At 56.9% G+C, this 23947-nt stretch carries 26 protein-coding genes; 12 read left to right on the plus strand and 14 right to left on the minus strand.

Annotated elements, in window-relative coordinates; genetic code table 11:
- Positions 1–177: 177 nt before the first annotated feature.
- The 4 genes from AK59_RS0121280 to sad all read right to left on the minus strand — a co-directional run bounded on the left by AK59_RS0121280 (position 178) and on the right by sad (position 4619).
- On the minus strand, positions 178–534 hold the full coding sequence (locus AK59_RS0121280; protein ID WP_013096609.1) for a DUF4186 domain-containing protein: 357 nt from the start codon (positions 532–534) through the stop codon (positions 178–180).
- Positions 534–1460 carry a glutaminase B gene (gene glsB, locus AK59_RS0121285; RefSeq protein ID WP_029883773.1) on the minus strand — a complete coding sequence of 309 codons (927 nt, stop codon included), beginning with the start codon at positions 1458–1460 and terminating at the stop codon, positions 534–536. Before glsB ends, AK59_RS0121280 begins: the two co-directional genes overlap by 1 nt.
- A 64-nt stretch (positions 1461–1524) precedes the next feature.
- On the minus strand, positions 1525–3114 hold the full coding sequence (locus AK59_RS0121290; RefSeq protein ID WP_029883774.1) for a methyl-accepting chemotaxis protein: 1590 nt from the start codon (positions 3112–3114) through the stop codon (positions 1525–1527).
- Positions 3115–3230: 116 nt separating this feature from the next.
- On the minus strand, positions 3231–4619 hold the full coding sequence (gene sad, locus AK59_RS0121295; protein WP_029883775.1) for a succinate-semialdehyde dehydrogenase: 1389 nt from the start codon (positions 4617–4619) through the stop codon (positions 3231–3233).
- A gap of 99 nt (positions 4620–4718) precedes the next feature.
- On the opposite strand from sad, the gene ptrR reads away from it, so the two are divergent.
- On the plus strand, positions 4719–5597 hold the full coding sequence (gene ptrR, locus AK59_RS0121300; protein WP_013096613.1) for a putrescine utilization regulator PtrR: 879 nt from the start codon (positions 4719–4721) through the stop codon (positions 5595–5597).
- Here the strand turns inward: ptrR and AK59_RS0121305 are convergent.
- From AK59_RS0121305 to dtnK, 4 genes are all read right to left on the minus strand, one after another.
- On the minus strand, positions 5551–6033 hold the full coding sequence (locus AK59_RS0121305; RefSeq protein WP_029883776.1) for a GNAT family N-acetyltransferase: 483 nt from the start codon (positions 6031–6033) through the stop codon (positions 5551–5553). The two genes, ptrR and AK59_RS0121305, sit on opposite strands and share 47 nt — an antisense overlap.
- An 82-nt stretch (positions 6034–6115) precedes the next feature.
- Positions 6116–6877 carry a DeoR/GlpR family DNA-binding transcription regulator gene (locus tag AK59_RS0121310; protein ID WP_029883777.1) on the minus strand — a complete coding sequence of 254 codons (762 nt, stop codon included), beginning with the start codon at positions 6875–6877 and terminating at the stop codon, positions 6116–6118.
- A gap of 1 nt (position 6878) precedes the next feature.
- Positions 6879–7865 carry a D-threonate 4-phosphate dehydrogenase gene (locus AK59_RS0121315; protein ID WP_029883778.1) on the minus strand — a complete coding sequence of 329 codons (987 nt, stop codon included), beginning with the start codon at positions 7863–7865 and terminating at the stop codon, positions 6879–6881.
- Positions 7858–9075 (minus strand): D-threonate kinase, encoded by a 1218-nt coding sequence (gene dtnK / locus AK59_RS0121320; RefSeq protein ID WP_029883779.1) that lies wholly within the window; start codon positions 9073–9075, stop codon positions 7858–7860. The genes AK59_RS0121315 and dtnK overlap by 8 nt, the downstream gene beginning before the upstream one ends.
- Positions 9076–9248: 173 nt before the next feature.
- Here dtnK and AK59_RS0121325 point away from each other — a divergent pair, with 173 nt between their 5' ends.
- The 6 genes from AK59_RS0121325 to AK59_RS0121350 all read left to right on the plus strand — a co-directional run bounded on the left by AK59_RS0121325 (position 9249) and on the right by AK59_RS0121350 (position 15096).
- Entirely contained in the window at positions 9249–10397 is a 1149-nt protein-coding gene (locus tag AK59_RS0121325) for an iron-containing alcohol dehydrogenase (protein ID WP_029883780.1), read from the plus strand.
- A gap of 14 nt (positions 10398–10411) precedes the next feature.
- Positions 10412–11296, plus strand: coding sequence for a dihydrodipicolinate synthase family protein (locus AK59_RS0121330; RefSeq protein WP_029883781.1), 885 nt, complete (start codon positions 10412–10414; stop codon positions 11294–11296).
- A 76-nt stretch (positions 11297–11372) separates the two neighbouring features.
- The gene (locus AK59_RS0121335) at positions 11373–12785 is read left to right on the plus strand and encodes a sodium:solute symporter family protein (protein ID WP_013096620.1); all 1413 of its coding nucleotides are present in this window, start codon (positions 11373–11375) and stop codon (positions 12783–12785) included.
- Position 12786: 1 nt separating this feature from the next.
- Positions 12787–13950, plus strand: a complete 1164-nt coding sequence (locus AK59_RS0121340; RefSeq protein WP_029883782.1) for a sialidase family protein — start codon at positions 12787–12789, stop codon at positions 13948–13950.
- Positions 13947–14417, plus strand: a complete 471-nt coding sequence (locus AK59_RS0121345) for a YhcH/YjgK/YiaL family protein (RefSeq protein ID WP_029883783.1) — start codon at positions 13947–13949, stop codon at positions 14415–14417. The genes AK59_RS0121340 and AK59_RS0121345 overlap by 4 nt, the downstream gene beginning before the upstream one ends.
- 1 nt (position 14418) lies before the next feature.
- A complete protein-coding gene (locus tag AK59_RS0121350; RefSeq protein ID WP_029883784.1) occupies positions 14419–15096 on the plus strand; it encodes an SDR family NAD(P)-dependent oxidoreductase in 678 nt (225 codons plus the stop codon).
- Here the strand turns inward: AK59_RS0121350 and AK59_RS0121355 are convergent.
- Complete coding sequence (locus AK59_RS0121355; RefSeq protein ID WP_020688618.1) at positions 15093–15884, minus strand: PhzF family phenazine biosynthesis protein; 792 nt, start codon at positions 15882–15884, stop codon at positions 15093–15095. The genes AK59_RS0121350 and AK59_RS0121355 overlap by 4 nt on opposite strands.
- 27 nt (positions 15885–15911) lie before the next feature.
- The gene (locus AK59_RS0121360; protein WP_029883785.1) at positions 15912–16700 is read right to left on the minus strand and encodes a PhzF family phenazine biosynthesis protein; all 789 of its coding nucleotides are present in this window, start codon (positions 16698–16700) and stop codon (positions 15912–15914) included.
- Positions 16701–16875: 175 nt separating this feature from the next.
- Here AK59_RS0121360 and AK59_RS0121365 point away from each other — a divergent pair, with 175 nt between their 5' ends.
- On the plus strand, positions 16876–18072 hold the full coding sequence (locus AK59_RS0121365; RefSeq protein ID WP_029883786.1) for a sugar transporter: 1197 nt from the start codon (positions 16876–16878) through the stop codon (positions 18070–18072).
- An 81-nt stretch (positions 18073–18153) separates the two neighbouring features.
- Here the strand turns inward: AK59_RS0121365 and AK59_RS0121370 are convergent, their stop codons facing one another.
- Positions 18154–18819, minus strand: coding sequence for a MarC family NAAT transporter (locus AK59_RS0121370; RefSeq protein WP_013096626.1), 666 nt, complete (start codon positions 18817–18819; stop codon positions 18154–18156).
- Positions 18820–19075: 256 nt separating this feature from the next.
- On the opposite strand from AK59_RS0121370, the gene marR reads away from it, so the two are divergent.
- From marR to marB, 3 genes are read left to right on the plus strand one after another with little or no spacing between them, the layout of a single operon-like run.
- On the plus strand, positions 19076–19510 hold the full coding sequence (marR, locus tag AK59_RS0121375; protein WP_013096627.1) for a multiple antibiotic resistance transcriptional regulator MarR: 435 nt from the start codon (positions 19076–19078) through the stop codon (positions 19508–19510).
- A gap of 20 nt (positions 19511–19530) precedes the next feature.
- Positions 19531–19911, plus strand: a complete 381-nt coding sequence (gene marA / locus AK59_RS0121380; protein ID WP_008502237.1) for an MDR efflux pump AcrAB transcriptional activator MarA — start codon at positions 19531–19533, stop codon at positions 19909–19911.
- A gap of 32 nt (positions 19912–19943) precedes the next feature.
- Positions 19944–20162, plus strand: coding sequence for a multiple antibiotic resistance protein MarB (marB, locus tag AK59_RS0121385; RefSeq protein WP_013096628.1), 219 nt, complete (start codon positions 19944–19946; stop codon positions 20160–20162).
- A gap of 37 nt (positions 20163–20199) precedes the next feature.
- On the opposite strand, the gene eamA is transcribed toward marB, so the two are convergent.
- A complete protein-coding gene (gene eamA / locus AK59_RS0121390) occupies positions 20200–21099 on the minus strand; it encodes an O-acetylserine/cysteine exporter (protein WP_013096629.1) in 900 nt (299 codons plus the stop codon).
- A gap of 193 nt (positions 21100–21292) precedes the next feature.
- Here eamA and ydeE point away from each other — a divergent pair, with 193 nt between their 5' ends.
- Positions 21293–22510 (plus strand): efflux MFS transporter YdeE, encoded by a 1218-nt coding sequence (ydeE, locus tag AK59_RS0121395; protein WP_029883787.1) that lies wholly within the window; start codon positions 21293–21295, stop codon positions 22508–22510.
- A gap of 46 nt (positions 22511–22556) precedes the next feature.
- On the opposite strand, the gene zinT is transcribed toward ydeE, so the two are convergent.
- Complete coding sequence (gene zinT / locus AK59_RS0121400; protein ID WP_013096631.1) at positions 22557–23195, minus strand: metal-binding protein ZinT; 639 nt, start codon at positions 23193–23195, stop codon at positions 22557–22559.
- 53 nt (positions 23196–23248) lie between these two features.
- Positions 23249–23947: an urea ABC transporter ATP-binding subunit UrtE gene (urtE, locus tag AK59_RS0121405; RefSeq protein WP_020688612.1), complete on the minus strand. Its 699-nt coding sequence runs from the start codon at positions 23945–23947 to the stop codon at positions 23249–23251.

Below are 23947 nucleotides of genomic sequence, written 5' to 3' on the forward strand. Positions count from 1 at the left end.
CCCGCCGCATTACGCAGCGGCGATTCAGGGCGAAAAAGCGTGAAGGCAGCGGGGTCTGAACGCATTAAATATCATTCCATATAATAACTTATGGCAACTAACTGACCCGTCACCACGCGGGGGATCTCATAGCGTGCATCTATAACACAATTACAACAGGATCAGCACCCATCAACATCAGGCGTTCATCTGCAACACCAGCCAGTGGTGGATCACGCCGACGATATAGTGCTGTTGCTGCGCGGTGAGCTGAACACCTTGCGGAATGTTGTGCCATTTCGCCAGACAGCCGCGACAGCAGGTGGCGGTCGCGTGCTGGGCAATAAACACCGGATGGCCGCGCATGGGGGTCTGTTTACCGTCGTTGACGGGGTGCGCGGGGGCAAGACGCTTCGCAATAAAGTCGGCAGCATGCTGGTCAATGGTATCGGCACCTTTGTCCCAGCAGTACTGTCGTTCTTTTGTGCCTAAGCGAAAGCGCGACCGAAAGGTCGATCGCGCCAGACGAGAAAAAAGAGGATCCAGGTCAGACATCAGTAAACGGAACGTCCCAGGCGTTGGGTCAGTTTCTCCAGAACCGCCACACCGGCCAGTGAATTACCCGTTTCATCCAGCTCCGGGCTCCAGACAGCAATAGCCATCTCATGCGGTACAATGGCAACCACCCCACCCCCGACGCCCGACTTGGCCGGAAGACCGACGCGCCAGGCAAATTCGCCCGCGTTCTGATACATCCCGCTTGTCGCCATCAGGGCATTGACCTGACGCGCCTGCATAGGTGAAACCACCTCCTGATCGAGATGCGGTGCGTGCCCCTGGTGGGCAAGGAACAGGAAGGTCTGCGCCAGCTCCACGCAGCTCATTTTCAGCGCGCAGTAGTGGAAATAGTTTTGCAGTACGGTCGCCACATCATTATGGAAATTGCCGAACGATTTCATCAACCAGGCAATGGCGGCGTTACGCGCAGAGTGCTCGAACTCTGAACGGGCGACCACTGAATCATAAGCAATATCGTCAACGCCTGAGAGCTGGCGAACAATTTCAAGCATGCGCTGGCGTGGCGCGCTAAGACGGCTTTGCAGCATATCGCAGACCACCAGCGCCCCGGCGTTGATAAAGGGGTTACGCGGTTTACCCTGTTCAATCTCAAGCTGAAGCAGAGAGTTAAACGGCTGCCCGGAGGGATCTTTACCCACCCGTTGCCAGATCTCCTCTTCCTCGTACTGTCGCATGGCCGCAACCAGACTCAGCACTTTCGAAATAGACTGGATGGAAAAACGTTCCGTGGCGTCACCGGCCAGGTAACGCTGACCGTCTATCGTACAAATTGCAATTCCCAGCTTATTCCCGCTGACCGAGGCAAGGGCCGGAATATAGTCGGCAACCTTTCCTTTTCCAAGTAACGGACGAACCTGCGCCAGAATCTCGTCCAGCATCTCATTATGGATGACCGCAGCCACTCTCTTTGCTCCTTGCCCTCAGGCTAAAACGGGCTGCGAGTATAACAGACGCTTATGTGTTGCGTCAGGCACTGAGACGAAAACGCGAAACCGCCTGCAATAAAAGATCCGACTGTTTGTGCAGGCGCTCAGAGGCATCGGACGCGTCAGAGACAAGGCTGTCGGTCTGCCGCGACACCTGATTCAGCGCCTGAAGCTGGCGCGTCATCTGATGAATACTCTCCCCCTGACTCAGCGTGGCCGCGGAGATCTCATTCAGCAAACTGCTTAATGTTCCCACCAGCCCCGTCACCTGCTGCAGGTTATCTTCCAGACGGTTAACGGCCCGTGACCCGTCTTCGATCCCCTGAAGGGAACGGTTGATAAGCTCCTGGATGGTCTGCGTCGAATGGCTGCTCTTCCTCGCCAGCAGCCCCACTTCACGAGCGACAACGGCGAACCCGCGCCCCTGGTTTCCCGCGTGAGCCGCTTCAATTGCTGCATTCAGCGCCAGAATGTTGGTCTGAAAGGCGACGCTGTCGATCATCGCCACGATCCCCCGCATCTCTGAGGATCGGTCGACGATCGCCTGCATCGACGCATTGACGGTCGACATCATCTGATCCCCTCCCGCCGCGGCCTGGCGCGCCTCATCCGCCCGCGAGCTGGCAAGCTTCGCATAGCCCGTGTTGCCTTCTACGTGGGTTTCCAGAGTCGCGATATGCGCCGTCACGTCTTCCAGCTCTTTGGCCTGACGTGCCGACTGGTGATACAGCTTTTGATTGCCCTGCGCCAGTGCGCCAATGTTTTCCACCATGGCGGTGGTCGCATCGCTGACCTGGGTCACCAGCTGCTGTAGCCCGTTCTGCATGGTGGCAATACTGTCGCTGAGCTGGGCAATTTCACGGTTAAAACGCGTCACGCCAGGAGGGGTCCCGGAGAGATCGCCCGCGGCCAGCCGGTTGATATGCGCAATCAAGCGCCGCAACGGGGTAATCACCCACCGGGACATCCCGAACCAGACGGCAACCGCAATAGCGAGCAACAGAACAGGCGCAAGCAGAAACAGCGTTTGCAGACCGGAGAGCTGCGCTATCAACGACTGACGCCCTTTGAGCGCCTGCTTCTCGCTTGCTTGCTGATAGCGGGCATAGTTGTCATTAAAGTCGGTCTGAAACGCCTGCGCCGGCACGGCAAAAAACGCATCGATGGTGTTGGTTTTCACCAGCCCTTCCGCCTGCTCTTTTATCGCGCCGTAAAAAAGCTTATAGCTGTTCACCAGGGCGTCATCTTTTGGCGGATTAAGCGCCAGCCAGGCATTCCAGGCCTGCTGCGAAACGGCCAGCGCCTTTTGCGCGTCGTCCATCAGGCTGTGCCAGCTGCCCTCGGAGCCGGTCTCTTTATCCTGCATAAACCAGACGCCGGAGCGGTTAAGCAGATCGCTTGCGGCCAGCAGGGAAACGCGAGCCAGATCCAGCTTGCTCTGCTGCTGGTACGCCAGCAGGTTTTGCTGCTCGTTGCGTTGCGCTTCCTTAAGGGAGGCATTGAGCAGGAACGACGAGGAGAGTTGCAGGGCGGAAAAGAGGCCGATAATACAAAAGATACCGGTCAGCAGGCCAAACTGGCGGGGGATAATGCGCTGCGCAATACGACGATAAATTTGCGTTAGGTTCATAATTTTCTTCAGTAACAAGACGTTAGACGCGTGCGAGTCTACGAAACGAAAATGACAGAACCATTGCAGAGAAATGACAGAGGCCCTCGTCGTCAGGGCCTCTGTAAGGATGGCGGTTACACTCTGTTCTTCCACACCGTCTGCACGTTACAAAACTCGTGCAAACCAAAGTGGGAAAGCTCACGGCCAAAACCACTTTTCTTCACGCCGCCAAAGGCCACGCGTGCGTCACTGGCGCTAAAGCCATTGATAAACACCCCGCCGCACTCCAGCTCGCGAGAGAATCTCCCGGCCAGCGTCTCGTCGGCGGTAAACACCGTGGCAGAGAGACCAAAGTCGCTGTCGTTGGCAAGCTGCAGGGCATGTTCCGCATCCTTCGCCACCGTAATCGCCGCAACCGGACCAAACAGCTCCTGACGGAAGGCGGTCATTGTCGGGGTGACATGGCTCAGCACGGTTGGCGCGTAATAGTTGCCCTCCCCGCTGATTTTCTCGCCGCCCAGCAGCAGGGTGGCCCCTTCCGCGAGCGTGGCCTGCACCTGCTGATGCAGTTCGTCACGCAGATCGAAACGCGCCATCGGGCCAATATCATTCTCTTCCCGATCCGGTGCTCCCATCTTCAGCGCCGTAACCGCCGCAACAAAACGCCGGGTAAAGTCATCGGCAATACCCTCTTCGATAATAAAGCGCTTTGCCGCCGCGCAAACCTGCCCGGTGTTCTGATAACGTCCCGTGACGGCCGCGCGAACGGCCAGATCCAGATCGGCATCATTCAGCACGATAAACGGATCGGAGCCGCCCAGCTCCAGAACGCATTTTTTCAGCGCCGCTCCCGCCTGAGCCCCTATCGCCGCGCCTGCACGCACGCTACCGGTGACGGTTACCGCTGCGATACGACGATCGTTGATCGCCTGGCTCACGCCATCATTGGTGGCATTCACCCAGCCAAAGACGCCTTGCGCAATACCGGCGTCAGCAAAGATTTGCCCAATCAGCTCTGCAGAACCCAGGACGTTCGGTGCGTGTTTGAGCAGATAGCTGTTACCTGCCAGCAGGATCGGCACCGCACCGCGCAGTACCTGCCAGAGCGGGAAGTTCCACGGCATCACCGCAAGAATCGGCCCCAGCGGACGGTATTCAATGACCGCGTTTTGGTTTTCCACCAGCGTGGGCTCCGCACGCAGCATCGCCGGGCCATGTTCCGCATACCAGTCGCACAGACCCGCAGATTTGGCCACTTCCGCCCGCGCCTGCACAATCGGCTTGCCCATTTCCCGGGAGATCATTTGCGCCATCTCTTCCCCACGCTGGCGCAGTGCTGCCCCCAGGTCGCGCAGCTTTTGTGCCCGGTGAGAGACGCTTTCTCCTCGCCACTGGCGAAAACCGGCATCAGCCAGGGTGATTGCCTGTTCGACCTCTTCGGAAGTGGCCCAGGGATATGCGGCCAGCGTCTCGCCTGTCGCCGGGTTAACAGAGAGGGCATGCGTAGCAGATGAATAAGTCATGATGTTCTCCACGTAATATCGGTTGATTGATTGTGGCCCACTCTGCTATTTCTTAAAAATGAATAATACTAACCACCTTATTCACGAATCGAGAATGCTATGGATTTAACTCAGCTTGAAATGTTTAACGCCGTTGCCCTGACCGGCAGCATTACCCAGGCGGCGCAGAAGGTGCATCGCGTTCCGTCTAACCTCACCACCCGCATCCGCCAGCTTGAGGCCGATCTCGGCGTTGAGTTGTTTATCCGGGAGAGCCAGCGTTTGCGCTTATCTCCCGCCGGGCACAACTTTCTGCGCTACAGCAAGCAGATCCTGGCGCTGGTTGACGAGGCGCGCATGGTCGTCGCCGGTGATGAGCCGCAGGGGTTATTTGCCCTTGGCGCCCTGGAAAGCACTGCCGCCGTGCGGATCCCGGAAAGTCTGGCGGCGTTTAACCAGCGCTATCCGCGCATTCAGTTCGCGCTCTCTACCGGCCCGTCCGGAACGATGATTGACGGCGTTCTGGAAGGCACCTTAAGCGCGGCGTTTGTCGACGGGCCACTTTCACACCCGGAGCTGGAAGGCATGCCGGTTTACCGGGAAGAGATGATGCTGGTCACCCCCGCCGGACATGCGGAGGTGACGCGCGCCGCGCAGGTAAGCGGCAGCGACGTCTACGCGTTTCGCGCAAACTGTTCGTATCGACGTCATCTGGAAAGCTGGTTTCACGCAGACCGCGCCACGCCCGGGCGGATCCATGAGATGGAGTCGTATCACGGTATGCTCGCCTGCGTGATTGCAGGGGCGGGTATTGCGCTAATGCCCCGCTCCATGCTGGAGAGCATGCCGGGGCATCATCAGGTAGAGGCGTGGCCGCTGGCGGAGAACTGGCGCTGGCTGACCACCTGGCTGGTGTGGCGTCGTGGGGCGATGACCCGCCAGCTCGAAGCGTTTATAGCGCTGCTAAACGAACGTCGACAACCAGAGCCTTCTCCATAAAAAGGCTCAGCGGATCGTCGACATACGGCGCAAACGCCGGACGGCGTTCATATCCGCACTGTTCATACAGGCGAATGGCGGCGTGTTGCTTGATCCCTGTCTCCAGGCGCACGGTGTGGCAGTGACGACTCAGGACTTCATCCTCAAGGGCAGCAAGCAGCTTCTCGCCCAGATGTTGCCCGCGATGGGTCGGATCGATATAGACCCGTTTCATCTCGCCGGTACCGTCGCCATTAAGCACCACGGCGCCACATCCCACGGCCTGCAGCTGCGGGTCGCGAATGATCATCAGGATAAGCGAGGCTTCAGGCAGCGCAGCCAGATCGAGCAGATGATTGCTTTCAGCGGGATAGAGTTCGCCCTGATAACGGTCAAGCGCCGCGATCAGCTTGAGGATGTCCGGATGACGGGCAGATTCAGAGGTAATGGAATACATGGCAGGCTCCTTGCTTTTTTTGTGAGGCCAGGCTTCAACATAGCGTCTGCCATCTGTTCGGACTTCATAGTTTTAACTTATGTCATGACGCCAGCGTCAGGCGGGTCTCAAGCTGTTCCAGCTGGGTCCGGGCCGCCTCATCCAGCCTGCTGTCGGTGACGATATCCGTCAGGGTGTTCAGGTGCGCCACATTAAACAGCGACCAGGCACCGTACTTAGAGCTGTCTGCCAGCAGCACCCGGCGTTTTGCATTGGCTATTAAATCCCGCTTCAGCGCGGCCTTCTCTTCCGTAGGCGACGTGATACCGCGGGTAATATCCCAGCCATTACAGCTGACGAACGCCACATCAGGCCAGACATTCTGCAACAGCCGACGCCCGTGCTCACCAATACAAGACTGGCTCGAATCATCGATACGGCCGCCAATGATCGTCACTTCAATCTGTTTAAACTCAGACAGAAACAGCGCAATGTGCAGATCGCTGGTGATGACGCGAAGCGGCAGATGCGTGAGCTGACGCGCGAGTTCAATCATTGTGGTACCGGCGTCCAGCACAATGGCATCCCCCGCTTTCACAAAGCTCGCGGCCGCGCTGGCGATGGCATGTTTTTCTGCCAGACTGCGCTGCATTTTTTCGGACGTGGTCGGCTGGGAAGGAATAAACCGGTTAAGAGTAACGCCGCCGTGGGTTCGGCTGATGACGCCCTCCTGGTCAAGCTTAATCAGGTCGCGGCGGATCGTCGCGGGTGAGGCATCGGTGATCGCCACCAGTTGATCCACCGTGACCAGGTTGTGCCCTTTGAGGTAATCCATTATCTGCTCTAACCGGTTATATCCCTTCATATTATTCCCGTGTAATTTGCATAGCCAACTGAATAGACACCGTCATGCTCTCCGACCTGGCTTTACCGGTCCATGCAATATCGAACGCGGTTCCGTGGTCTGCAGAGGTGCGGATAAACGGCAATCCGGCGGTGATATTCACCCCGTCGTAAAAGCCGAGCAATTTTAGCGGAATATGCCCCTGATCGTGATACATCGCAACGACCATGTCATACATTCCTTCGTGGCATTGCATAAATACCGTATCCGGCGGGCACGGTCCGGTGACGTTGACCCCCTGCGCCTTCATCGCTGCAACGGCCGGGCCAACAATCGTGATCTCTTCATCGCCAAACAGGCCATTTTCTCCCGCATGCGGGTTCACGCCCGCGACCGCAATACGAGGTGCGCTAAAGCCCACCCGTTTCAGGAAGGTATCCGCAATGCCGATGACGGTTTTTACCCGATCCTGATTGAGCGTATCAAGGAATTTACGCAGCGCAATATGGGTCGTGATATGAATGACCTTCAGCCGATCGGTGTACAGCACCATAGCGTAGTCTTTGCTGTGCGTCAGATGGGCCAGCAGCTCGGTATGCCCGGGGTAGTGATGTCCGGCAAGATGCAGCGCTTCTTTATTCAGTGGCGCCGTGGCAACCGCTTTTACGTCCCCCGCCATCGCCAGTTCCGTCGCGCGCTTCACGCAGCGATAGGCTAAATCCCCCGCCTGAGCCTGGACCACGCCGGGCTTCAGGGCATCAGGGTCGGCCAGCGGTTCGTCCAGCACGTTAATCACGTTGGGTGCGAAACGGGCCTCGCTAACCTGCCTGATGATATGGATGTCAGCCTGCCCCACGATCCCATCATCCAGCACCCGCCTGAGCGTGCGGGCACAGCCCACCACGACAACCGGGGCTCCCGTTAATTCGCTCCCGGTGAGGGATTTGATAATGATCTCCGGGCCAATGCCCGCCGGGTCACCCATGGTTACAGCAATAATGTTAGTCACTCAGTCTCTCCTCGATAAAATGCAACACCTCAAGCAGCGTCTCTTCTTTTCCGAAGCCCCCTGCTTTGGTCATTACCGGCTGGTGCCAGGCACAACCCAGAAATTTGCCGTAAGGGACGCATCCTGCGACGCGCCCTGTAATTTCAAATCCTTGCGCATCAAGCGCGCTGGCGACGGCCATTGCCACATCGCCGCCTGAGACATACAACGCATCCGGCGGACATGCCGTCAGTGCCTCTCGGGTAATCTTCCCCAGGAAGGCGCAGATCGTTTCACCCAGTTCGGTCCGGGTCATTTGATACTGCGCGCAAAGCCGTTCAACCTGATGTCGCGCCTCATGGTCCGGGCAGGTATGAACGATGCAGTGACGGCCCGCCTTCAGGGCCTGCGTGATGCGCATGAGTGCGTTCGCCGTCTCCCCCTTCAGCACATCATTAACATCAATAAATACCGACGAAACCGCAGGCTCTGCAGCGGCCAGCGCAATCTGACGCTGAGCGATCTCACTCATTGATCCCACCACCGCCAGCAGTTGCTGACGCTTCACGGGGGCGAGATGGCGTGCCAGCGCATCACATAACCCGGCCGACCCGACCAGCAGCGGTGTCTGCGGGCAGGTCAGCGCGGCGGCAATAATGGCATCCAGATCCTCGTCACACTGGGCATCGACGATGAGCCACTCCGTTCCCTGCGCCAGTTCGGCTGCCAGCGTGTTTACCGTTACGGATTGACAACTCACGTCGGTAAACAGGTCAGCAATCGTGGCAGACGGGACGGGCGTTTTCGGATCGCTGGCGAATTCGGTTTCATCCACCGGAATGCCGTTCACCAGACACCTGCCGTGGCGTGTGATCCGCCCTGCCGCGGGATACGCTGGCGCCACAATCACCTGCCGTTTGCCGCTTACTGCCTTAAGGACGCCTGTTTCTGCCCCTACATTGCCGCGCAGCGTGGAATCAATCTTTTTGATGAGCCAGCGCGCAGCCGCAATATCCGCCCCCAGTACGGCCACTTTTTCGGCCGCATCTGCTGCCCGCAGCGCACGGGAATCGGTATTAATAACCAGTGCATCCACCGGCTGGGTAAAGGGGGTGTGGAATGCCACGCTGACCTTCTTACCGCTCAGCGCCAGGCTGACACCCGCATCGTTTGCCCCGGTAAAGTCATCTGCAACGACAACGACGTCTCTGAACAGGTTGTTTTCTTTCATTCCCACTCCGGGCTCGTTTTTCCTGTTAATGATTATATTCAATCATGATTGATTATATGTGAGCAAGATCAAGTTAATCAGTTTGCGAATAAATTATAAATTTAGCCACACGATGACCATGAAGCGTCTTAATTGAGCGAATTTAATCATGGATACAAAGACAGGAGAAAAGCGTGGTTACCCTCAACAGCACCATTATTAGCGGCGCAAATGCGCTCGCCGCCATCAGGCCATTACTCACCGATAACGCGCAGCTCTTGCTGGTTACGGACGGCAACATTGCGCGTCTGGAGGCGGCAAAACAGATCCGTTCAATTCTTGAAGAGGGCAACCGCCGCGTCACGGTGATTGACACGGTGCCGCCTGAACCCTCCCACCACGATGTCAGCCAGTTGCTCGCGGGGTTAAACAGCGGATCGTTTGATGTCGTGGTCGGGATCGGCGGCGGCAGCGTACTGGATGTGGCGAAACTGCTCTCCGTGCTTTGTCACCCGCTGTCACCGGGGCTGGACAGCCTGCTGGCAGGGGTAAAACCGGTGGCACGCATCTCCTCACTTCTGATCCCCGCCACCGCCGGAACCGGGTCAGAAGCCACGCCGAACGCTATCCTGGCGATACCGGAGCAAAACACGAAGGTCGGTATTATCTCTCCGGTCCTGCTGCCCGATTACGTCGCCCTGCTGCCGGAACTGACCACCAGCATGCCCGCGCATATTGCCTCCTCCACCGGAATCGATGCCCTGTGCCATCTGATTGAGTGCTTCACCGCCACGGTCGCCAACCCGGTCAGCGATAACGCGGCGTTGACCGGGCTCGCTAAGCTGCTGAAGAACATCGAAACGGCCTGCGCTGAGCCGGGCAACCTGCTGGCAAAGCTGGAAATGCTGTGGGCCTCTTATTACGGCGGGGTCGCGATTGCGCATGCCGGCACACACCTGGTTCACGCCCTGTCTTATCCGCTTGGCGGGAAATATCACCTGCCGCACGGCGTGGCCAACGCCATTCTTCTGGCGCCCTGCATGAGGGTGGTTCGTCCCCACTGCGTGACAAAATTTGCGCAGGTGTGGGATCTCGTGCCAGGCGCGGACAGCAGCCTGTCCGATGACGAAAAATCTCACGCGCTGGTGGAGTACTTTGCCGCGCTGGTTCGTCGGCTCAACCTGCCGGACAACCTTGAGTCCCTGGGCGTGCCGCGCGAAGACATCGCTTCCCTGAGCGATGCCGCCCTGAACGTTAAACGGTTAATGAACAATGCCCCCTGTCAGGTGAATCACGACGAGGTGCAGGCGATTTACCGGACACTGTTTCCTGAACATGCATAGTCAAGGAGTAAGAAATGCGTAACAACATCAAGGGCGTGCTGACGGCCATCGTCACCCCCTTTGACGCGGAAGGCAAACTCAACCTTCCCGGCTTAACGCGGCAGGTCGCCCGGCAGCTGGACGCCGGAAACGGCATTTTTTGCGGCGGAACCAACGGTGAGTTCTTTGTCCTGAACGAAGCGGAAAAAATCGCGATCACCCGGACCTGCGTGGAAACCGTCGCCGGACGCGCGCCCGTCGTGGCGCATATTGGCGAAATCTCCACCCGCGACACCATCCGGCTGGGAAAACAGATCGCCGCGCTGGGTGTCGATGCGGTTTCCGTCATCACCCCTTACTTCGTACCGCTGAAACAGTCTGAGCTCATCGCACACTACACCGCCGTCGCTGACGCGCTAACCGTACCGGTCTTTCTGTACAACATTCCGGCGCGGACCGGCAACACCCTTGAGCCCGCCACGGTACGGGCGCTGGCCGAACACCCCAACATTTCAGGTATTAAAGACAGTGCCGGGAGCTATGAAAGCCTGCGCGGTTTCCTCAACGCGGTAAGCGACATTGACGGGTTCGACGTGCTGAACGGACCAGATTCACTGATCCATCAGGGCTTCGTCGAGGGATGTTCAGCCTGTATTTCCGGGCTGGCAAACGTGGCGCCAGCGGCGATCAACGCCATCTGGTCACGCTTTAACGCGGGTGATGTTGAAGGTTCCCGGCAGGCGCAGGAGCGCGTCACCCGGCTCCGCACCGAGCTGTACAGCGTGGCGTTTTCCCCTGCCGCTGTTAAAAAGGCCCTGCAAATCATGGGCGAGGATGTCGGAGAGAGTCGCTATGCCGTGGCGTTTAGCGAGCAGCAATGCCAACAGATTCGCCAGATAGTGACAACGTCACTTAGCTAAACGGCGTTGGTTTCGTCAATAAGAATACCGGGTACCTGAGGTGCCCAGGATTCACTCGCCCTGAAGAGAGGCAAAGATGAATAATTTTACCGCTGAAGATACCCTGATCATTGTGGGCATAGTCATTGCCTACATCCTGTTCACCACCTGGCTGACCTTCCGGATCCGCAGTAAAAACTCCGGGGACTTTATGGAAGGCTCCCGCGCGATGCCGGCGTTTATTGTCGGGATCCTGCTGATGTCTGAGTATATCGGCGCTAAATCCACCATCGGCACCGCGCAGGCGGCGTTCGAGGACGGGTTTGCTGCGTCATGGTCCGTCATCGGGGCCGCAATTGGTTTCCCGCTTTTTGGCCTGTTGCTGGTAAAACGCATATACAACACCGGGAAAATCACCATCTCGGGTGCGATTGCTGAAAAGTACGGTAACAGCACCAAAAACATTATCTCCCTCATCATGATCTACGCCCTGCTGCTGGTTAATGTGGGGAATTACGTCAGCGGCGCAGCAGCCATTTCTACCGTACTGAAAGTCAATCTGCCCGTTGCCGCCTTTATTACGGCTATCGTCAGCACCTTCTATTTCGCCTTCGGCGGCATGAAAGGCGTGGCGTGGGTTACCGTGCTGCACAGTGCGCTGAAATACTTCGGCATTCTGGCCATCATGGGTTTTGCGTTATCCAAAACCGGCGGTTTCACGCCGATGATCGAAAACATGCCGGACTTCTACTGGACCTGGGATGGCAACATCGGCGCGTCGACCATTTTCGCGTGGCTTATCGGCACCATTGGCTCCATCTTCTGCACCCAGTTTGTGATCCAGGCCATCTCCTCCACTAAAGATGTTAAATCGGCTAAACGCTCCACCTGGGTCGCGTTCTTCTTCTGCCTGCCGATCGCGCTGGCCATTGCGGTGATTGGCGTGGCGGCAAAATACCTGCATCCGGAGATCGACAGCCTGTATGCGATGCCGATTTTCCTGCAGGATATGAACCCGTGGCTGGCCGGTCTGGTCACCACCTCTCTGGTGGCGTCCATCTTCGTCAGCGTCAGTACCGTGGCGCTCGCCATTGCCTCCCTGGTGGTCAAAGATTTCTACGTGCCGATGCGCAACCCGACGCCCGAGCAGGAGTTTAAAGCTACCCGCTGGATCTCCCTGCTGATTGGTTTCCTGCCGCTGATTTTTGTTCTGCTGGTGCCTGAAGTGCTGAAGCTGTCGTTCTTTACCCGCGCCATTCGTCTGTCGATTTCCGTCGTGGCGGTCATCGCATTCTACGCCCCGTTCTTCCGCAGTACCCGCGGAGCCAATGCTGGGCTGATCGGCGCCTGCGTCGTGACCTCTGTCTGGTATCTGCTGGGCGATCCGTTTGGCATTAACAATATGTACATCGCCCTGCTGACCCCTGCGGTCATCATGGTCATCGACCGTCTCATTCCGGGAAAGGCACAGGGTAAAGCGCCAACCCCCGTTGAAAACAATGGAGTCTGATATGTCTGTAACCGTAACCCGCGACGGGATTATTCGCCCACAACAGGATACGCGCGTGGAGGCGGCCATGCTGCCTTCCGCCTGCCCACAAAACCACGCGGCAAATCTGCTGCCGCTGCCGGATGGTTCGCTGATGTGCGTCTGGTTTGGCGGTACCCAGGAGGGTATTGCGGATATCTCTGTGTGGGGTTCGCGCCTGTCACCGGGAAGCCAGCAGTGGAGTGAGGCAGAAAAACTGTCGGATGATGCCACGCGCTCCGAACAGAACCCGGTTCTGTTCCTGGCACCCGATAACGTGCTGTGGCTGCTGTGGACCGCGCAAATGTCCGGCAACCAGGACACCGCTATTGTGCGCTATCGCCAGTCCCGGGATCTGGGTAAAACCTGGGGGGGCATCGCGACCCTGCTCGATAAACCCGGCACCTTTATTCGTCAGCCGATTGTCGTGCTGGAGAACGGTAACTGGCTGCTGCCGGTGTTTTACTGCCGCACCCGGCCGGGTGAGAAATGGGTCGGTAACGATGACATCAGCGCGGTGAAAATCTCCGAAGACGGGGGCAAAACCTGGCGTGATGTCGAGGTGCCGGACAGCCTGGGCTGCGTCCATATGAATATCACCCCGCTGCGCAATGGCACCCTGGTTGCCCTGTTCCGCAGCCGCTGGGCGGATAACATTTATTACAGCCAGTCAACGGACAACGGCGAAAGCTGGTCCGTGCCGGAACCCACGGTATTACCTAACAACAACTCCTCTATCCAGGTGACAACGCTTGCCAGTGGCGAGCTGGTGCTGGTGTTTAACCTCATGAGCGCCGCCGGGGCGCAGGAGCGTCGCACCTCGCTGTACGATGAAATTGACGATGGCGATGGCCGTAAAGAGCCGGTTGTAACCCACGGTCGAACCGCCTTCTGGGGTGCCCCGCGTGCGCCAATGACCGTCGCCATTTCGCCGGACGGAGGCAAAAGCTGGCCGTGGCAACGGCATCTGGACGAGGGAGATGGCTACTGCATGACTAACAACTCTCTGGAGAAACTGAACCGTGAGTTTTCCTATCCGAGCATTAAACAGAGCCCGGATGGCAGCCTGCATATCGCCTACACCTACTTTCGTCAGGCCATAAAATACGTGCGGGTGACGCCCGAATGGGTCAAGGAGTCAGCATGATTATCGGACATCTCGACGCCCTGCCGCTGGCAGGGTTACCTCCAATGTTGTATGCCCTGCTGTCCCGCCCGGACTGCACGCTGCAGGCGCTTAGCGAACGCGATGACGGCCGCTGGCAGCCGGACAATGCCCCCTGGTTTTGCCAGATTGGTCCGGCGCAGACGCAGCCGCGCGCGGAGCGGCATACGGAGTACCATCACCAGTGGGCGGATATTCAGGTTGTGCTGGCGGGAGAAGAACTCATCTATGCCGGCGCGCGCCCTGTTGGCAAGCCGGATGACGAAGAGCGTAAAGCGGACCTGTTCATTGCCAGCTCATCGGCACACAGTGTCCGGATCCGTCTTGGCGCGGGTGACTTTGCGGTCTTTTCTCCCGGAGAACCACACCAGGCGCTATGCGCCAGCGGCGCGCCGATGACCGTGCGCAAAGCGGTGTTTAAAGTTCCTCGTTCAATGCTGGAGGTCTGACATGCGTCACGCCGTCGTGACCGGAGCAAGCTCCGGAATTGGTGAGGCCATCGTTAAGCGTTTACTGGCGGAAGGCTGGCAGGTCACCGGACTCAGCCGCCGCGCCGTGATGCCGGATACCCCTGGCTTTACGGGGTTACGCGTGGATATCACCGACCCTGAGGCGCTGAACAGCGCCCTGCACGCCATCGCGACACCGCAGGCGGTGATCCACGCCGCCGGGATGATGGCCGCCGCCCCACTGGGGCAACTGGAAAGCAGGGTTGGCGCGTCACTGTGGCAACTGCACGTCCAGGCCTGCGAAGCCCTGTTTAACCATTTCGCGCCCGCTATGACCGCCGGTGGACGATTTGTGGCGATTGGCAGCAGAACCTCCCGCGGGGCGGCAGGTCGTTCACAGTATGTTGCCACCAAGGCGGCGATGACAGGGATGGTCAGAAGCTGGGCGGCGGAACTGGCCCCGCGTGGGATCACCGCAAACGTGGTCGCGCCGGGCGCCACCCAAACGCCGATGCTTAGCGCACCGGGGCGAGAAAGTTCACCGCCTACCTGTCCGCCCATCGGCCGTCTTATCACGCCAGAAGAGGTCGCGGGACTGGTGAATTTCTTGCTCAGCGATGAAGCCGCCGCCATCACGGGCCAGGAGATGGTGATATGCGGCGGCGCCTCGCTCAGCTAGCGCAGGAAGATACGCCCTTTCAGATAGAGCGTCGCCTGGCCGCCAATCAGCACACGGTCGCCCTTCAGTTCGCAGCGCAGATCCCCGCCACGGTATGAAACCTGGCGGGCGTTCATCGACGTTTTGCCCAGCTTCTCGCTCCAGTACGGTATCAGCATGCTGTGCGTCGATCCGGTGACCGGATCTTCCGGTACCCCTTCGCCCGGGCAGAAGAAGCGGCTGACGAAGTCATACTCCTCTCCTGGTGCCGTCACGCAGACCATTTTCCCGAGCGGCGCCATCGCTGCAATATCCGGGGTTAAGGCCTCCACCTGTTGCTGGCTCTCCAGTACCACCATGTAATCCCGTCCGACGCGGACCTCTTTAGCCTGGGCTATCCCCAGCGCGCTGAACAGGCCCGGCGGGGGATTGTCAACCACCTCGGTCGACCACGCAGGGAAATTGAGCGTCAGCCAGTCGCCGCTGCGTTTCACCGTCAACTCACCCACGAAGCGCGTGGTGAAGGTGATTTCGGTATGCGGATAATCGAGGTATTCGAAAATCACGTGGGACGCTGCCAGCGTCGCGTGGCCGCAGAGGTTGATTTCATGCAGCGTGGTAAACCAGCGCAGCTCGAACCCGGTGTCGGTGCGTACGAAAAACGCCGTCTCAGACTGGTTATGCTGTTGCGCCATTTTGAGCAGCGTCTCATCCGAAAGCCACTCCTCCAGCGGGCATACCGCCGCTGCATTGCCGCCAAACGCCCTGTCGCTGAAGGCATCCACCAGATAAAAATCAATTTCCTGCATTGTCTTTTCCTCTGTTGTTATAGGTATCTAGCGCAGAAAAACTGTGCCTTTCAAATAGCATGACGCCTGTCCGCTCATCAGCACGCGCGAGCCTTTTAGCTCGCACCGGACGTCGCCGCCCCGCGCGGAAACCTGACGGGCAAACATCGTCGTTTTACCCAATTTTTCGCTCCAGTAAGGAATGAGCATGGTATGTGCAGAGCCGGTCACCGGATCTTCCCAGACGGCAACGCCGGGGGAGAAAAAGCGGCTGACGAAATCGTAATCCCCGTCGCCTCGCGCCGTAACGGCAACCTTATGTTCGCCAGGCGTCATGGCTGAAATTGTCGGTGCGAGTGCTTCAACCTGCTGGCGATCTTCCAGCACCACCACCCATGCGCGGCCTTTGCGGGCTTCAACGTAGCGGCGGATACCGAGCGCCGCGAGCATCTCCGGCGGGGGCGTCTCTTCATGCGTGGGACATGCCGGGAAATCCAGCGTCAGCCACTCCCCCTCCCGGCTCACCGTCAGGCGGCCAGAGGCCGTTTCGAAGTGGATCCGCGAGTCAGGATAGCCCAGCTCATTGAACAGAACGTACGCCGCAGCAAGCGTGGCGTGACCGCAAAGATTAACTTCGGTCAGTGTGGTAAACCAGCGTAGCTCAATGCCCCCTTTCGTACAGACGAAAAATGCGGTTTCCGACTGATTATGCTGTTGCGCCATTTTCAGTAACGTTTCGTCCGGCAGCCACGCCTTGAGCGGGCAAACGGCAGCCGGATTTCCGCCAAATGACACATTGCTAAACGCATCGACCAGATAAAAATCAATCTCCTGCACTGTCTTACCGCCTGTTTTTGTTGGAGTGTTCTTTTATATTCAATGAAAACCCTGCCTCCGGCTACCGCTTTCATAAGGTAAATATTGAGATCTGCATCACATAATGGTTGAGTTTTCGCCGTGCAAGGCTTTAAGATCGTCTCCTCTTCTTTTGCAACGAATCTCCGACATCCCTATGACAACGAACACAGTTTCCCGCAGGGTTGCGTGGCTACGCGTGGTCACGCTGGCTATTGCCGCGTTTATTTTCAACACCACAGAATTTGTTCCGGTTGGGCTGTTGTCTGACATCGCAGAGAGTTTCCAGATGGAAACGGCGCAGGTGGGCATTATGTTGACCATTTACGCCTGGGTGGTGGCGTTGATGTCGCTGCCGTTTATGCTGCTTACCAGCCAGATGGAGCGGCGTAAGCTACTGATCGGGCTGTTTGCGTTGTTTATCGCCAGCCACGTGCTGTCGTTCCTGGCGTGGAATTTTACGGTGCTGGTGTTAAGCCGCGTCGGGATCGCCTTTGCGCATGCCGTTTTCTGGTCGATTACCGCGTCGCTGGCTATCCGACTGGCACCAGCGGGGAAACGCGCCCAGGCGCTGAGCCTGATTGCCACCGGGACCGCGCTGGCGATGGTGCTGGGCCTGCCGATTGGCCGTATCGTGGGCCAATACTTCGGCTGGCGTACCACGTTCTTCGCCATTGGCATGGGAGCGCTGGTTACCCTGGTGTGTCTGGTGAAACTGCTGCCGAAGCTGCCAAGCGAGCATTCCGGCTCGCTGAAAAGCCTGCCGCTGTTGATGCGTCGCCCGGCGCTGCTGAGCATTTATCTGCTTACCGTTATTGTGGTCACCGCCCACTATACGGCTTACAGCTATATCGAGCCGTTCGTTCAGGTGGTGGCCGGCTTTAGCGGCAATTTTGCCACCCTTCTCCTGCTGCTCCTGGGCGGGGCGGGCATTATTGGCAGTATTCTTTTCGGCAAGCTTGGCAATCAGCACGCTTCAGCGCTGGTGAGCAGCGCCATCGGTTTGCTGCTGGCGTGTCTGCTGCTGCTGATGCCCGCCGCGGGCAGTGAAAGCCAGCTGGCAATCCTCAGCCTGTTCTGGGGCGTAGCGATCATGATTATCGGTCTCGGGATGCAGGTGAAAGTGCTGGCCCTCGCGCCGGATGCCACAGACGTGGCGATGTCGCTGTTCTCGGGCATTTTTAACCTGGGCATTGGCGCGGGTGCGCTGGTGGGCAATCAGGTGATTCTGCACGTGTCCATGTCGGCGATTGGCTATCTGGGGGCCATTCCGGCACTGGTGGCGCTTATCTGGTCGGTGCTGATCTTCCGTAAATGGCCGGTGGCGCTGGAGGAACAGGGGCAGCACGGGTGACGTCTGTTTGTGCCGGGTGGCGCTGCGCTTACCCGGCCTACAAACCCGTAATAACGTCAGCCCCGCCACCCGGCAATGACCTCAGTGGTAAGTCTTAATAATCTCCAGCACGCCGTTAATAATAAACTGCACGCCCATACATACCAGCAAGAACCCCATCAGACGGGAAATCGCCTCGATACCGCCTTTGCCGACCCAGCGCATAATTGCCCCGGAACTGCGCAATGATGCCCACACAATAATGCCGATCAGTGCAAATATCAGCGGTGGCGCAACGGTCACAACCCAGTCCGGAAACGTAGTGCCGTCACGTACCGTTGAGGCAGAACTGATGATCATCGCAATGGTCCCTGGCCCTGCCGTGCTCGGCATGGCTAACGGTACAAAGGCGATATTCGCACTCGGTTCGGTCTCCAGCTCTTCGGATTTGCTCTTCGCTTCAGGCGATTCATGCGCTTTTTGCGCCGGAAACAGCATGCGGAAACCGATAAAGGCCACAATCAGCCCCCCGGCGATACGCAGACCCGGGATGGAGATCCCGAAGGTATTCATCACCAGCTGACCGGCGTAGTAAGCCACCATCATGATGGCGAACACATACACTGAGGCCATCATCGACTGATGATTGCGCTCTGCGCTGTTCATATTCCCTGCCAGCCCGAGGAAAAGCGCTACCGTCGTTAAGGGGTTGGCCAACGGCAGTAATACCACCAGCCCAAGACCAATTGCTTTTATCAAATCCAACATAGTGCGTCGTTGTCCTTATCCATGTTTATCACCGCAATTATAGGGTGAAAGTGTGACATTGAGCCATTCACGCAACGTAACGATTATTTTCATGAAGGAACGATAACCCTGCGTTATCTGTATGATTTGAAAGACCTCAATAAAAGTTCATGAAACGTTTTAGCAATTCGTGGCATCCGCAGATCCATTCAGTTGACTTATACTTGCCTGAGCAATAATATCTGCCGTGATTAAACTACTTGCCAGGGCAACCATTGTGAAAAGCACCAGTGATATCTTCAACGACGTTGTTCCGCTGGGTCGTCTTATTCATCTGGTTAATCAGAAAAAAGACCGCCTGCTGAATGACTACCTGTCGCCGCTGGATATCACCGCAACGCAGTTCAAAGTGCTGTGCTCCATTCGCTGTCAGGTGTGTATCACCCCGGTTGAGTTAAAAAAGGTGCTCTCTGTCGATCTGGGCGCGCTGACCCGCATGCTGGATCGTCTCGTCTGTAAAGGATGGATAGAACGAAGCCCTAACCCGAATGACAAGCGCGGCGTCCTGGTGACACTCACCAGCGACGGTGCGGATATGTGTGAACAATGTCATCAATTAGTAGGACAAACACTGCATCAGGAACTAACAAAAAACTTAACGGCAGAGGAAGTGGCAACGCTTGAGCTTTTGCTTAAGAAAATACTGCCGTAAACAGAAAAAGAGGTATGACGATGTCCAGACGCAATACTGACGCTATCACTATTCATAGCATTTTGGACTGGATCGAAGATAACCTGGAATCGCCGCTCTCCCTTGAAAAAGTGTCAGAGCGTTCAGGTTACTCCAAATGGCACCTGCAACGGATGTTTAAAAAAGAGACCGGTCATTCATTAGGTCAATATATTCGCAGCCGCAAGCTGACGGAAATTGCCCAAAAACTGAAAGAAAGCAATGAACCGATCCTTTATCTGGCGGAGCGATACGGGTTTGAATCGCAACAGACCCTGACGCGTACGTTTAAGAACTACTTCGACGTGCCGCCTCATAAGTATCGTATCACCAGCGTGCCGGGTGAATCCCGATACCTTTATCCGCTAAAACATTGTAGTTAATCATCGCCTGTAAAGACGTAACCGAGGAAATCATGAACGTTACCGCCTCCGCCGCCCTCGCCTTGCTGGTGCTCTTTTCCAGCCAGACCTTCGCGGAGCAACCCCCTCGTGCAACGCAGCAAAATAATCATGACACGATGATTTTGCCGTCAGCACATAGCCAGTCCCCTTATGATTTCAACCACATGGGGTCTGGTAGCGACAAATCCGACGAATTAGGCGTGCCTTATTATAATCAGCACGGCTTCTGATTCGTTTTGCCCCGCCGATGCGGGGCTTTTTTCTGCCCTAATTCCGCACTCGCGCCGCCCGACGCACGCGTAAGCCAAACACGTTGATATACAGCCCGGCCATGATCAGCACCGCGCCGAGCAGCTGTAATGCACTCAGCTTTTCGTCCAGCAAAATCGCAGCGCTCGCCAGCCCGACAACCGGCACCAGCAGCGATAACGGCGCCACGCGCCAGGTTTCATAGCGCCCCAGCAGAGAACCCCAGATCCCGTACCCGATAATGGTGGCGACAAACGCCAGGTAGACCAGTGAAAGAATAGTGGTGAGATCGATTTCAACCAGACTCGTCAGCATCACCGCCGGGCCATCAAAAATCAGCGAGGCCACCATAAACGGCACAATCGGGATCAGCGCGCTCCAGACCACCAGCGACATGACCTGCGGGCGTGTTTCATGCTGCATGATCAGCTTGTTGAAAATATTGCCGCAGGCCCAGCTCAGCCCCGCTGCCAGCGTCAGCATAAAGCCCAGCAACGCCACGTGTTGACCATTCAGGCTGGCCTCAATCAGCACCAGCACGCCAAACACGGCCAGAGTGATCCCCGCCAGCTGTTTGCCCTGTAAACGCTCGCCAAAAACAAACGCACCAAGAATGATGGTGAAGAACGCCTGCGCCTGCAGCACCAGCGAGGCAAGACCGGCAGGCATACCAAACTTAATGGCGCAGAACAGAAACGCAAACTGGCCAAAGCTGATGGTCAGGCCATAACCCAGCAGCAGCGTTAGCGGGATTTTCGGGCGGGCAACAAAAAACAGTGCCGGGAAGGCGACCAGCATAAAGCGCAAACCGGCCAACATCAGCGGAGGCATGTTATGCAACCCCACTTTGATGACCACAAAATTAAGTCCCCATACGATGACCACCAGCAGTGCCAGCAATCCGTCTTTACGCGTCATACCCTGCCCCTGATTTATTAATAATTTGTTAACACTTCAAGGTAACAGAAAAAAGTGCGTCGCGAGAAGATCATTAATTCTGGCAGGCAGTTGAAGCACTTACGGATAAATTGGGCGCTATACAAGCTTCTTATGTCGTGATACTCCTTTTAGGACACACTATAAAAAGCATAAGCATTTGTCGGGCAGGAATATGAAACCATCTCTCAGGCGCTCAACCGCAGCGCTGCTGGCATCGTCATTGTTATTAACCATCGGTCGTGGCGCTACGCTGCCGTTTATGACTATTTATCTCACGCGCGTGTTTAACATGAGCGTCGAGAATATTGGTTATGCCCTGACCATTGCCTTGACCATCGGCGTGATATTCAGCCTGGGATTTGGCATTCTGGCCGATAAGTTCGATAAAAAGCGCTACATGCTGATCGCGATTGTGGCGTTTATCGCCGGTTTTGTGGCGATCCCGCTGGTCAATAACGTCACCCTGGTGGTGCTGTTCTTTTCGTTAATCAACTGTGCCTATTCTGTGTTCTCGACGGTGCTGAAAGCCTGGTTCTCCGACGTGCAGACCTCCAGTGAAAAAGCCCGCGTTTTTTCGCTGAACTACAGTTTTTTGAACATCGGCTGGACGATCGGGCCGCCTCTTGGCACGTTTCTGGTAATGTACAGCCTGCAGCTGCCGTTCTGGCTGGCCGCGTTCTGTGCCGCTCTGCCGCTGGGGTTTATCCACTTCTTTGTGCAAAAAAGCATTGCGTTAGATGCCGCGGAGCAGAAGACAACGTGGCAGCCGTCGGTTTTGCTGAAAGACCGCGCGCTGTTCTGGTATACGCTCTCTGGCCTGCTCGCGTCATACGTCGGCGGGTCGTTCGCGAGCTGTATTTCGCAGTATGTTCTGGCTGCACATGCAGACAGTGATTTCGCCGAAAAGGTGGTCGCCGTGGTTCTGCCCGTCAATGCCGCCGTGGTGGTGACGCTGCAGTACGCACTCGGACGCAAGATCTCTGCCAGTAATATTCGCCCGTTGATGACAGCCGCCACCCTGTTTTTTATCGTGGGGTTGGGTGGCTTTATGATCTCCGGAGAAAACCTGATTTACTGGGGCATCGCCGCCGCCATCTTTACGCTGGGTGAGATTATTTATGCACCGGGTGAATATATGCTGATCGACAACATCGCCCCGCCGGGTATGAAAGCAAGCTACTTCTCCGCTCAGGCGCTGGGCTGGCTCGGCGCGGCGGCCAACCCGATGATCACCGGCATCATCCTGACCCATTTGCCGCACTGGTCGCTGTTTATGATTATGATGGCGGCTATCGTCATTGCCTGGCTGATGATCCTGCGCGGAATGAGCGTGAAGCGTGAAGATTGCGTGTCGGGTAGCGCTGCGCTTACCCGACCTACAAAACCCTGATCGCAGGCCGGGTAAGGCGTAGCCGCCACCCGGCAACAGCAACAGCCTAGTGGTGCAGCATCTCCTCCACCACCTGCTCTTTGTACATCTCGTTTGGATAATAGGTCGGCCAGTTATCCATCTCTTTCAGCAGTGCCTCGTGGGAGGTATTGCCCATAAAGATGTGGAAGTGGGATGAGGCTTTTGGCGCAATGGTGTGGTCGCTGAACTGAACAAACTTCGGTGCCTTGCTGCCCGCGTCCTTACACTCAAACAGATAACGAACACCTTTTTTGCCTGACGCGTAGGTCAGAATTTTGTAGCCGCTGTAATCATACTGACAGCGGCTGACCTCTTTACCTTTATGGAATTCCATGACGTTATTTTCGATGCCGATAGCTTCCACATCGGTGGCGTACCCCGTGCGGTAATAGGCTTTGATCTCGTCGAACGTTTTATTGTCCTTCTGCGCCTTCTTTCTGAAGACCGGATCCAGCGAGCCATCCAGCAGGAAGGGATAAACGGACTGCCAGGTGCCGTCCCAGTCGGACAGTTTCCGGTCCTTAACGTCTTTGTCCGCAAACACGCCGTTTGCCGCCTTTTGCTCCGCTTCGGTCATCTGGTGACCGTGTGAGTGGGCAAACAGCTGGCCGCTGACCAGCAGCGCCCCCAGAGTCATCGCAAATTTTCCAATATGTGCAGCCACAACAGTATCCTCACTCCGTTTTTATAAGAATGAGGATGTTATATTATAACATTTCAGATCGCAACCTGTCCGCGAACGCCCTCCTGCTCCATGTTTTCTCCCCGTCCTCGCTGGATAATGGTGCCGCGAGACATGAGCAGATAGCTGTCTGCCAGCGCTGCCGCAAAGTCATAAAACTGCTCCACAAGCAGGATCGCCATGTCCCCCCGGTCTGCAAGCTGGCGGATCACGTGGCCAATCTCTTTGATTACCGAGGGCTGAATGCCTTCGGTAGGTTCATCGAGGATCAGCAGCTGCGGACGGCTCGCCAGGGCGCGACCTATCGCCAGCTGCTGCTGTTGTCCGCCAGAGAGATCGCCTCCGCGTCGATGCTTCATCTCTTTTAATACCGGGAAAAGCTGCCAGATTTCCTCCGGGACATGTTTTGCTTCCCGGGCTGAGAAGCGCGAGAGCCCCATGAGCAGATTCTCTTCCACGGTTAAGCGCGGGAAAATCTCACGTCCCTGCGGTACATACGCCACGCCAGACTGCACCCGCTGGTGCGGCTTGCTGTGGGTGATCTTTTTCCCCTGCCAGATAACCTCACCCGTTTTCGCCGGGATCAGCCCCATCAGACACTTCAGCAGCGTGGTTTTACCCACGCCATTGCGCCCCAGCAGGCAGGTCACTTCGCCGGTGATGGCCTCAAAGCTCACGCCGCGCAGAATATGGCTTCCACCGTAATATTGATTCAGTTCGTTAACCTGTAACAT

Origin of the sequence: Enterobacter sp. T1-1, assembly GCF_000710795.1 — a bacterium.
GTDB lineage: Bacteria > Pseudomonadota > Gammaproteobacteria > Enterobacterales > Enterobacteriaceae > Enterobacter > Enterobacter cloacae.

What these genes read in the sequence shown, in the direction of transcription:
- AK59_RS0121280 (WP_013096609.1), bottom strand. Translation starts at nt 534, where the DNA reads ATGTCTGACCTGGATCCTCTTTTTTCTCGTCTGGCGCGATCGACCTTT.
- AK59_RS0121290 (WP_029883774.1), bottom strand. Translation starts at nt 3,114, where the DNA reads ATGAACCTAACGCAAATTTATCGTCGTATTGCGCAGCGCATTATCCCC.
- sad (WP_029883775.1), bottom strand. Translation starts at nt 4,619, where the DNA reads ATGACTTATTCATCTGCTACGCATGCCCTCTCTGTTAACCCGGCGACA.
- ptrR (WP_013096613.1), top strand. Translation starts at nt 4,719, where the DNA reads ATGGATTTAACTCAGCTTGAAATGTTTAACGCCGTTGCCCTGACCGGC.
- AK59_RS0121305 (WP_029883776.1), bottom strand. Translation starts at nt 6,033, where the DNA reads ATGTATTCCATTACCTCTGAATCTGCCCGTCATCCGGACATCCTCAAG.
- AK59_RS0121310 (WP_029883777.1), bottom strand. Translation starts at nt 6,877, where the DNA reads ATGAAGGGATATAACCGGTTAGAGCAGATAATGGATTACCTCAAAGGG.
- dtnK (WP_029883779.1), bottom strand. Translation starts at nt 9,075, where the DNA reads ATGAAAGAAAACAACCTGTTCAGAGACGTCGTTGTCGTTGCAGATGAC.
- AK59_RS0121330 (WP_029883781.1), top strand. Translation starts at nt 10,412, where the DNA reads ATGCGTAACAACATCAAGGGCGTGCTGACGGCCATCGTCACCCCCTTT.
- AK59_RS0121335 (WP_013096620.1), top strand. Translation starts at nt 11,373, where the DNA reads ATGAATAATTTTACCGCTGAAGATACCCTGATCATTGTGGGCATAGTC.
- AK59_RS0121340 (WP_029883782.1), top strand. Translation starts at nt 12,787, where the DNA reads ATGTCTGTAACCGTAACCCGCGACGGGATTATTCGCCCACAACAGGAT.
- AK59_RS0121345 (WP_029883783.1), top strand. Translation starts at nt 13,947, where the DNA reads ATGATTATCGGACATCTCGACGCCCTGCCGCTGGCAGGGTTACCTCCA.
- AK59_RS0121350 (WP_029883784.1), top strand. Translation starts at nt 14,419, where the DNA reads ATGCGTCACGCCGTCGTGACCGGAGCAAGCTCCGGAATTGGTGAGGCC.
- AK59_RS0121355 (WP_020688618.1), bottom strand. Translation starts at nt 15,884, where the DNA reads ATGCAGGAAATTGATTTTTATCTGGTGGATGCCTTCAGCGACAGGGCG.
- AK59_RS0121365 (WP_029883786.1), top strand. Translation starts at nt 16,876, where the DNA reads ATGACAACGAACACAGTTTCCCGCAGGGTTGCGTGGCTACGCGTGGTC.
- AK59_RS0121370 (WP_013096626.1), bottom strand. Translation starts at nt 18,819, where the DNA reads ATGTTGGATTTGATAAAAGCAATTGGTCTTGGGCTGGTGGTATTACTG.
- marA (WP_008502237.1), top strand. Translation starts at nt 19,531, where the DNA reads ATGTCCAGACGCAATACTGACGCTATCACTATTCATAGCATTTTGGAC.
- marB (WP_013096628.1), top strand. Translation starts at nt 19,944, where the DNA reads ATGAACGTTACCGCCTCCGCCGCCCTCGCCTTGCTGGTGCTCTTTTCC.
- eamA (WP_013096629.1), bottom strand. Translation starts at nt 21,099, where the DNA reads ATGACGCGTAAAGACGGATTGCTGGCACTGCTGGTGGTCATCGTATGG.
- ydeE (WP_029883787.1), top strand. Translation starts at nt 21,293, where the DNA reads ATGAAACCATCTCTCAGGCGCTCAACCGCAGCGCTGCTGGCATCGTCA.
- urtE (WP_020688612.1), bottom strand. Translation starts at nt 23,947, where the DNA reads ATGTTACAGGTTAACGAACTGAATCAATATTACGGTGGAAGCCATATT.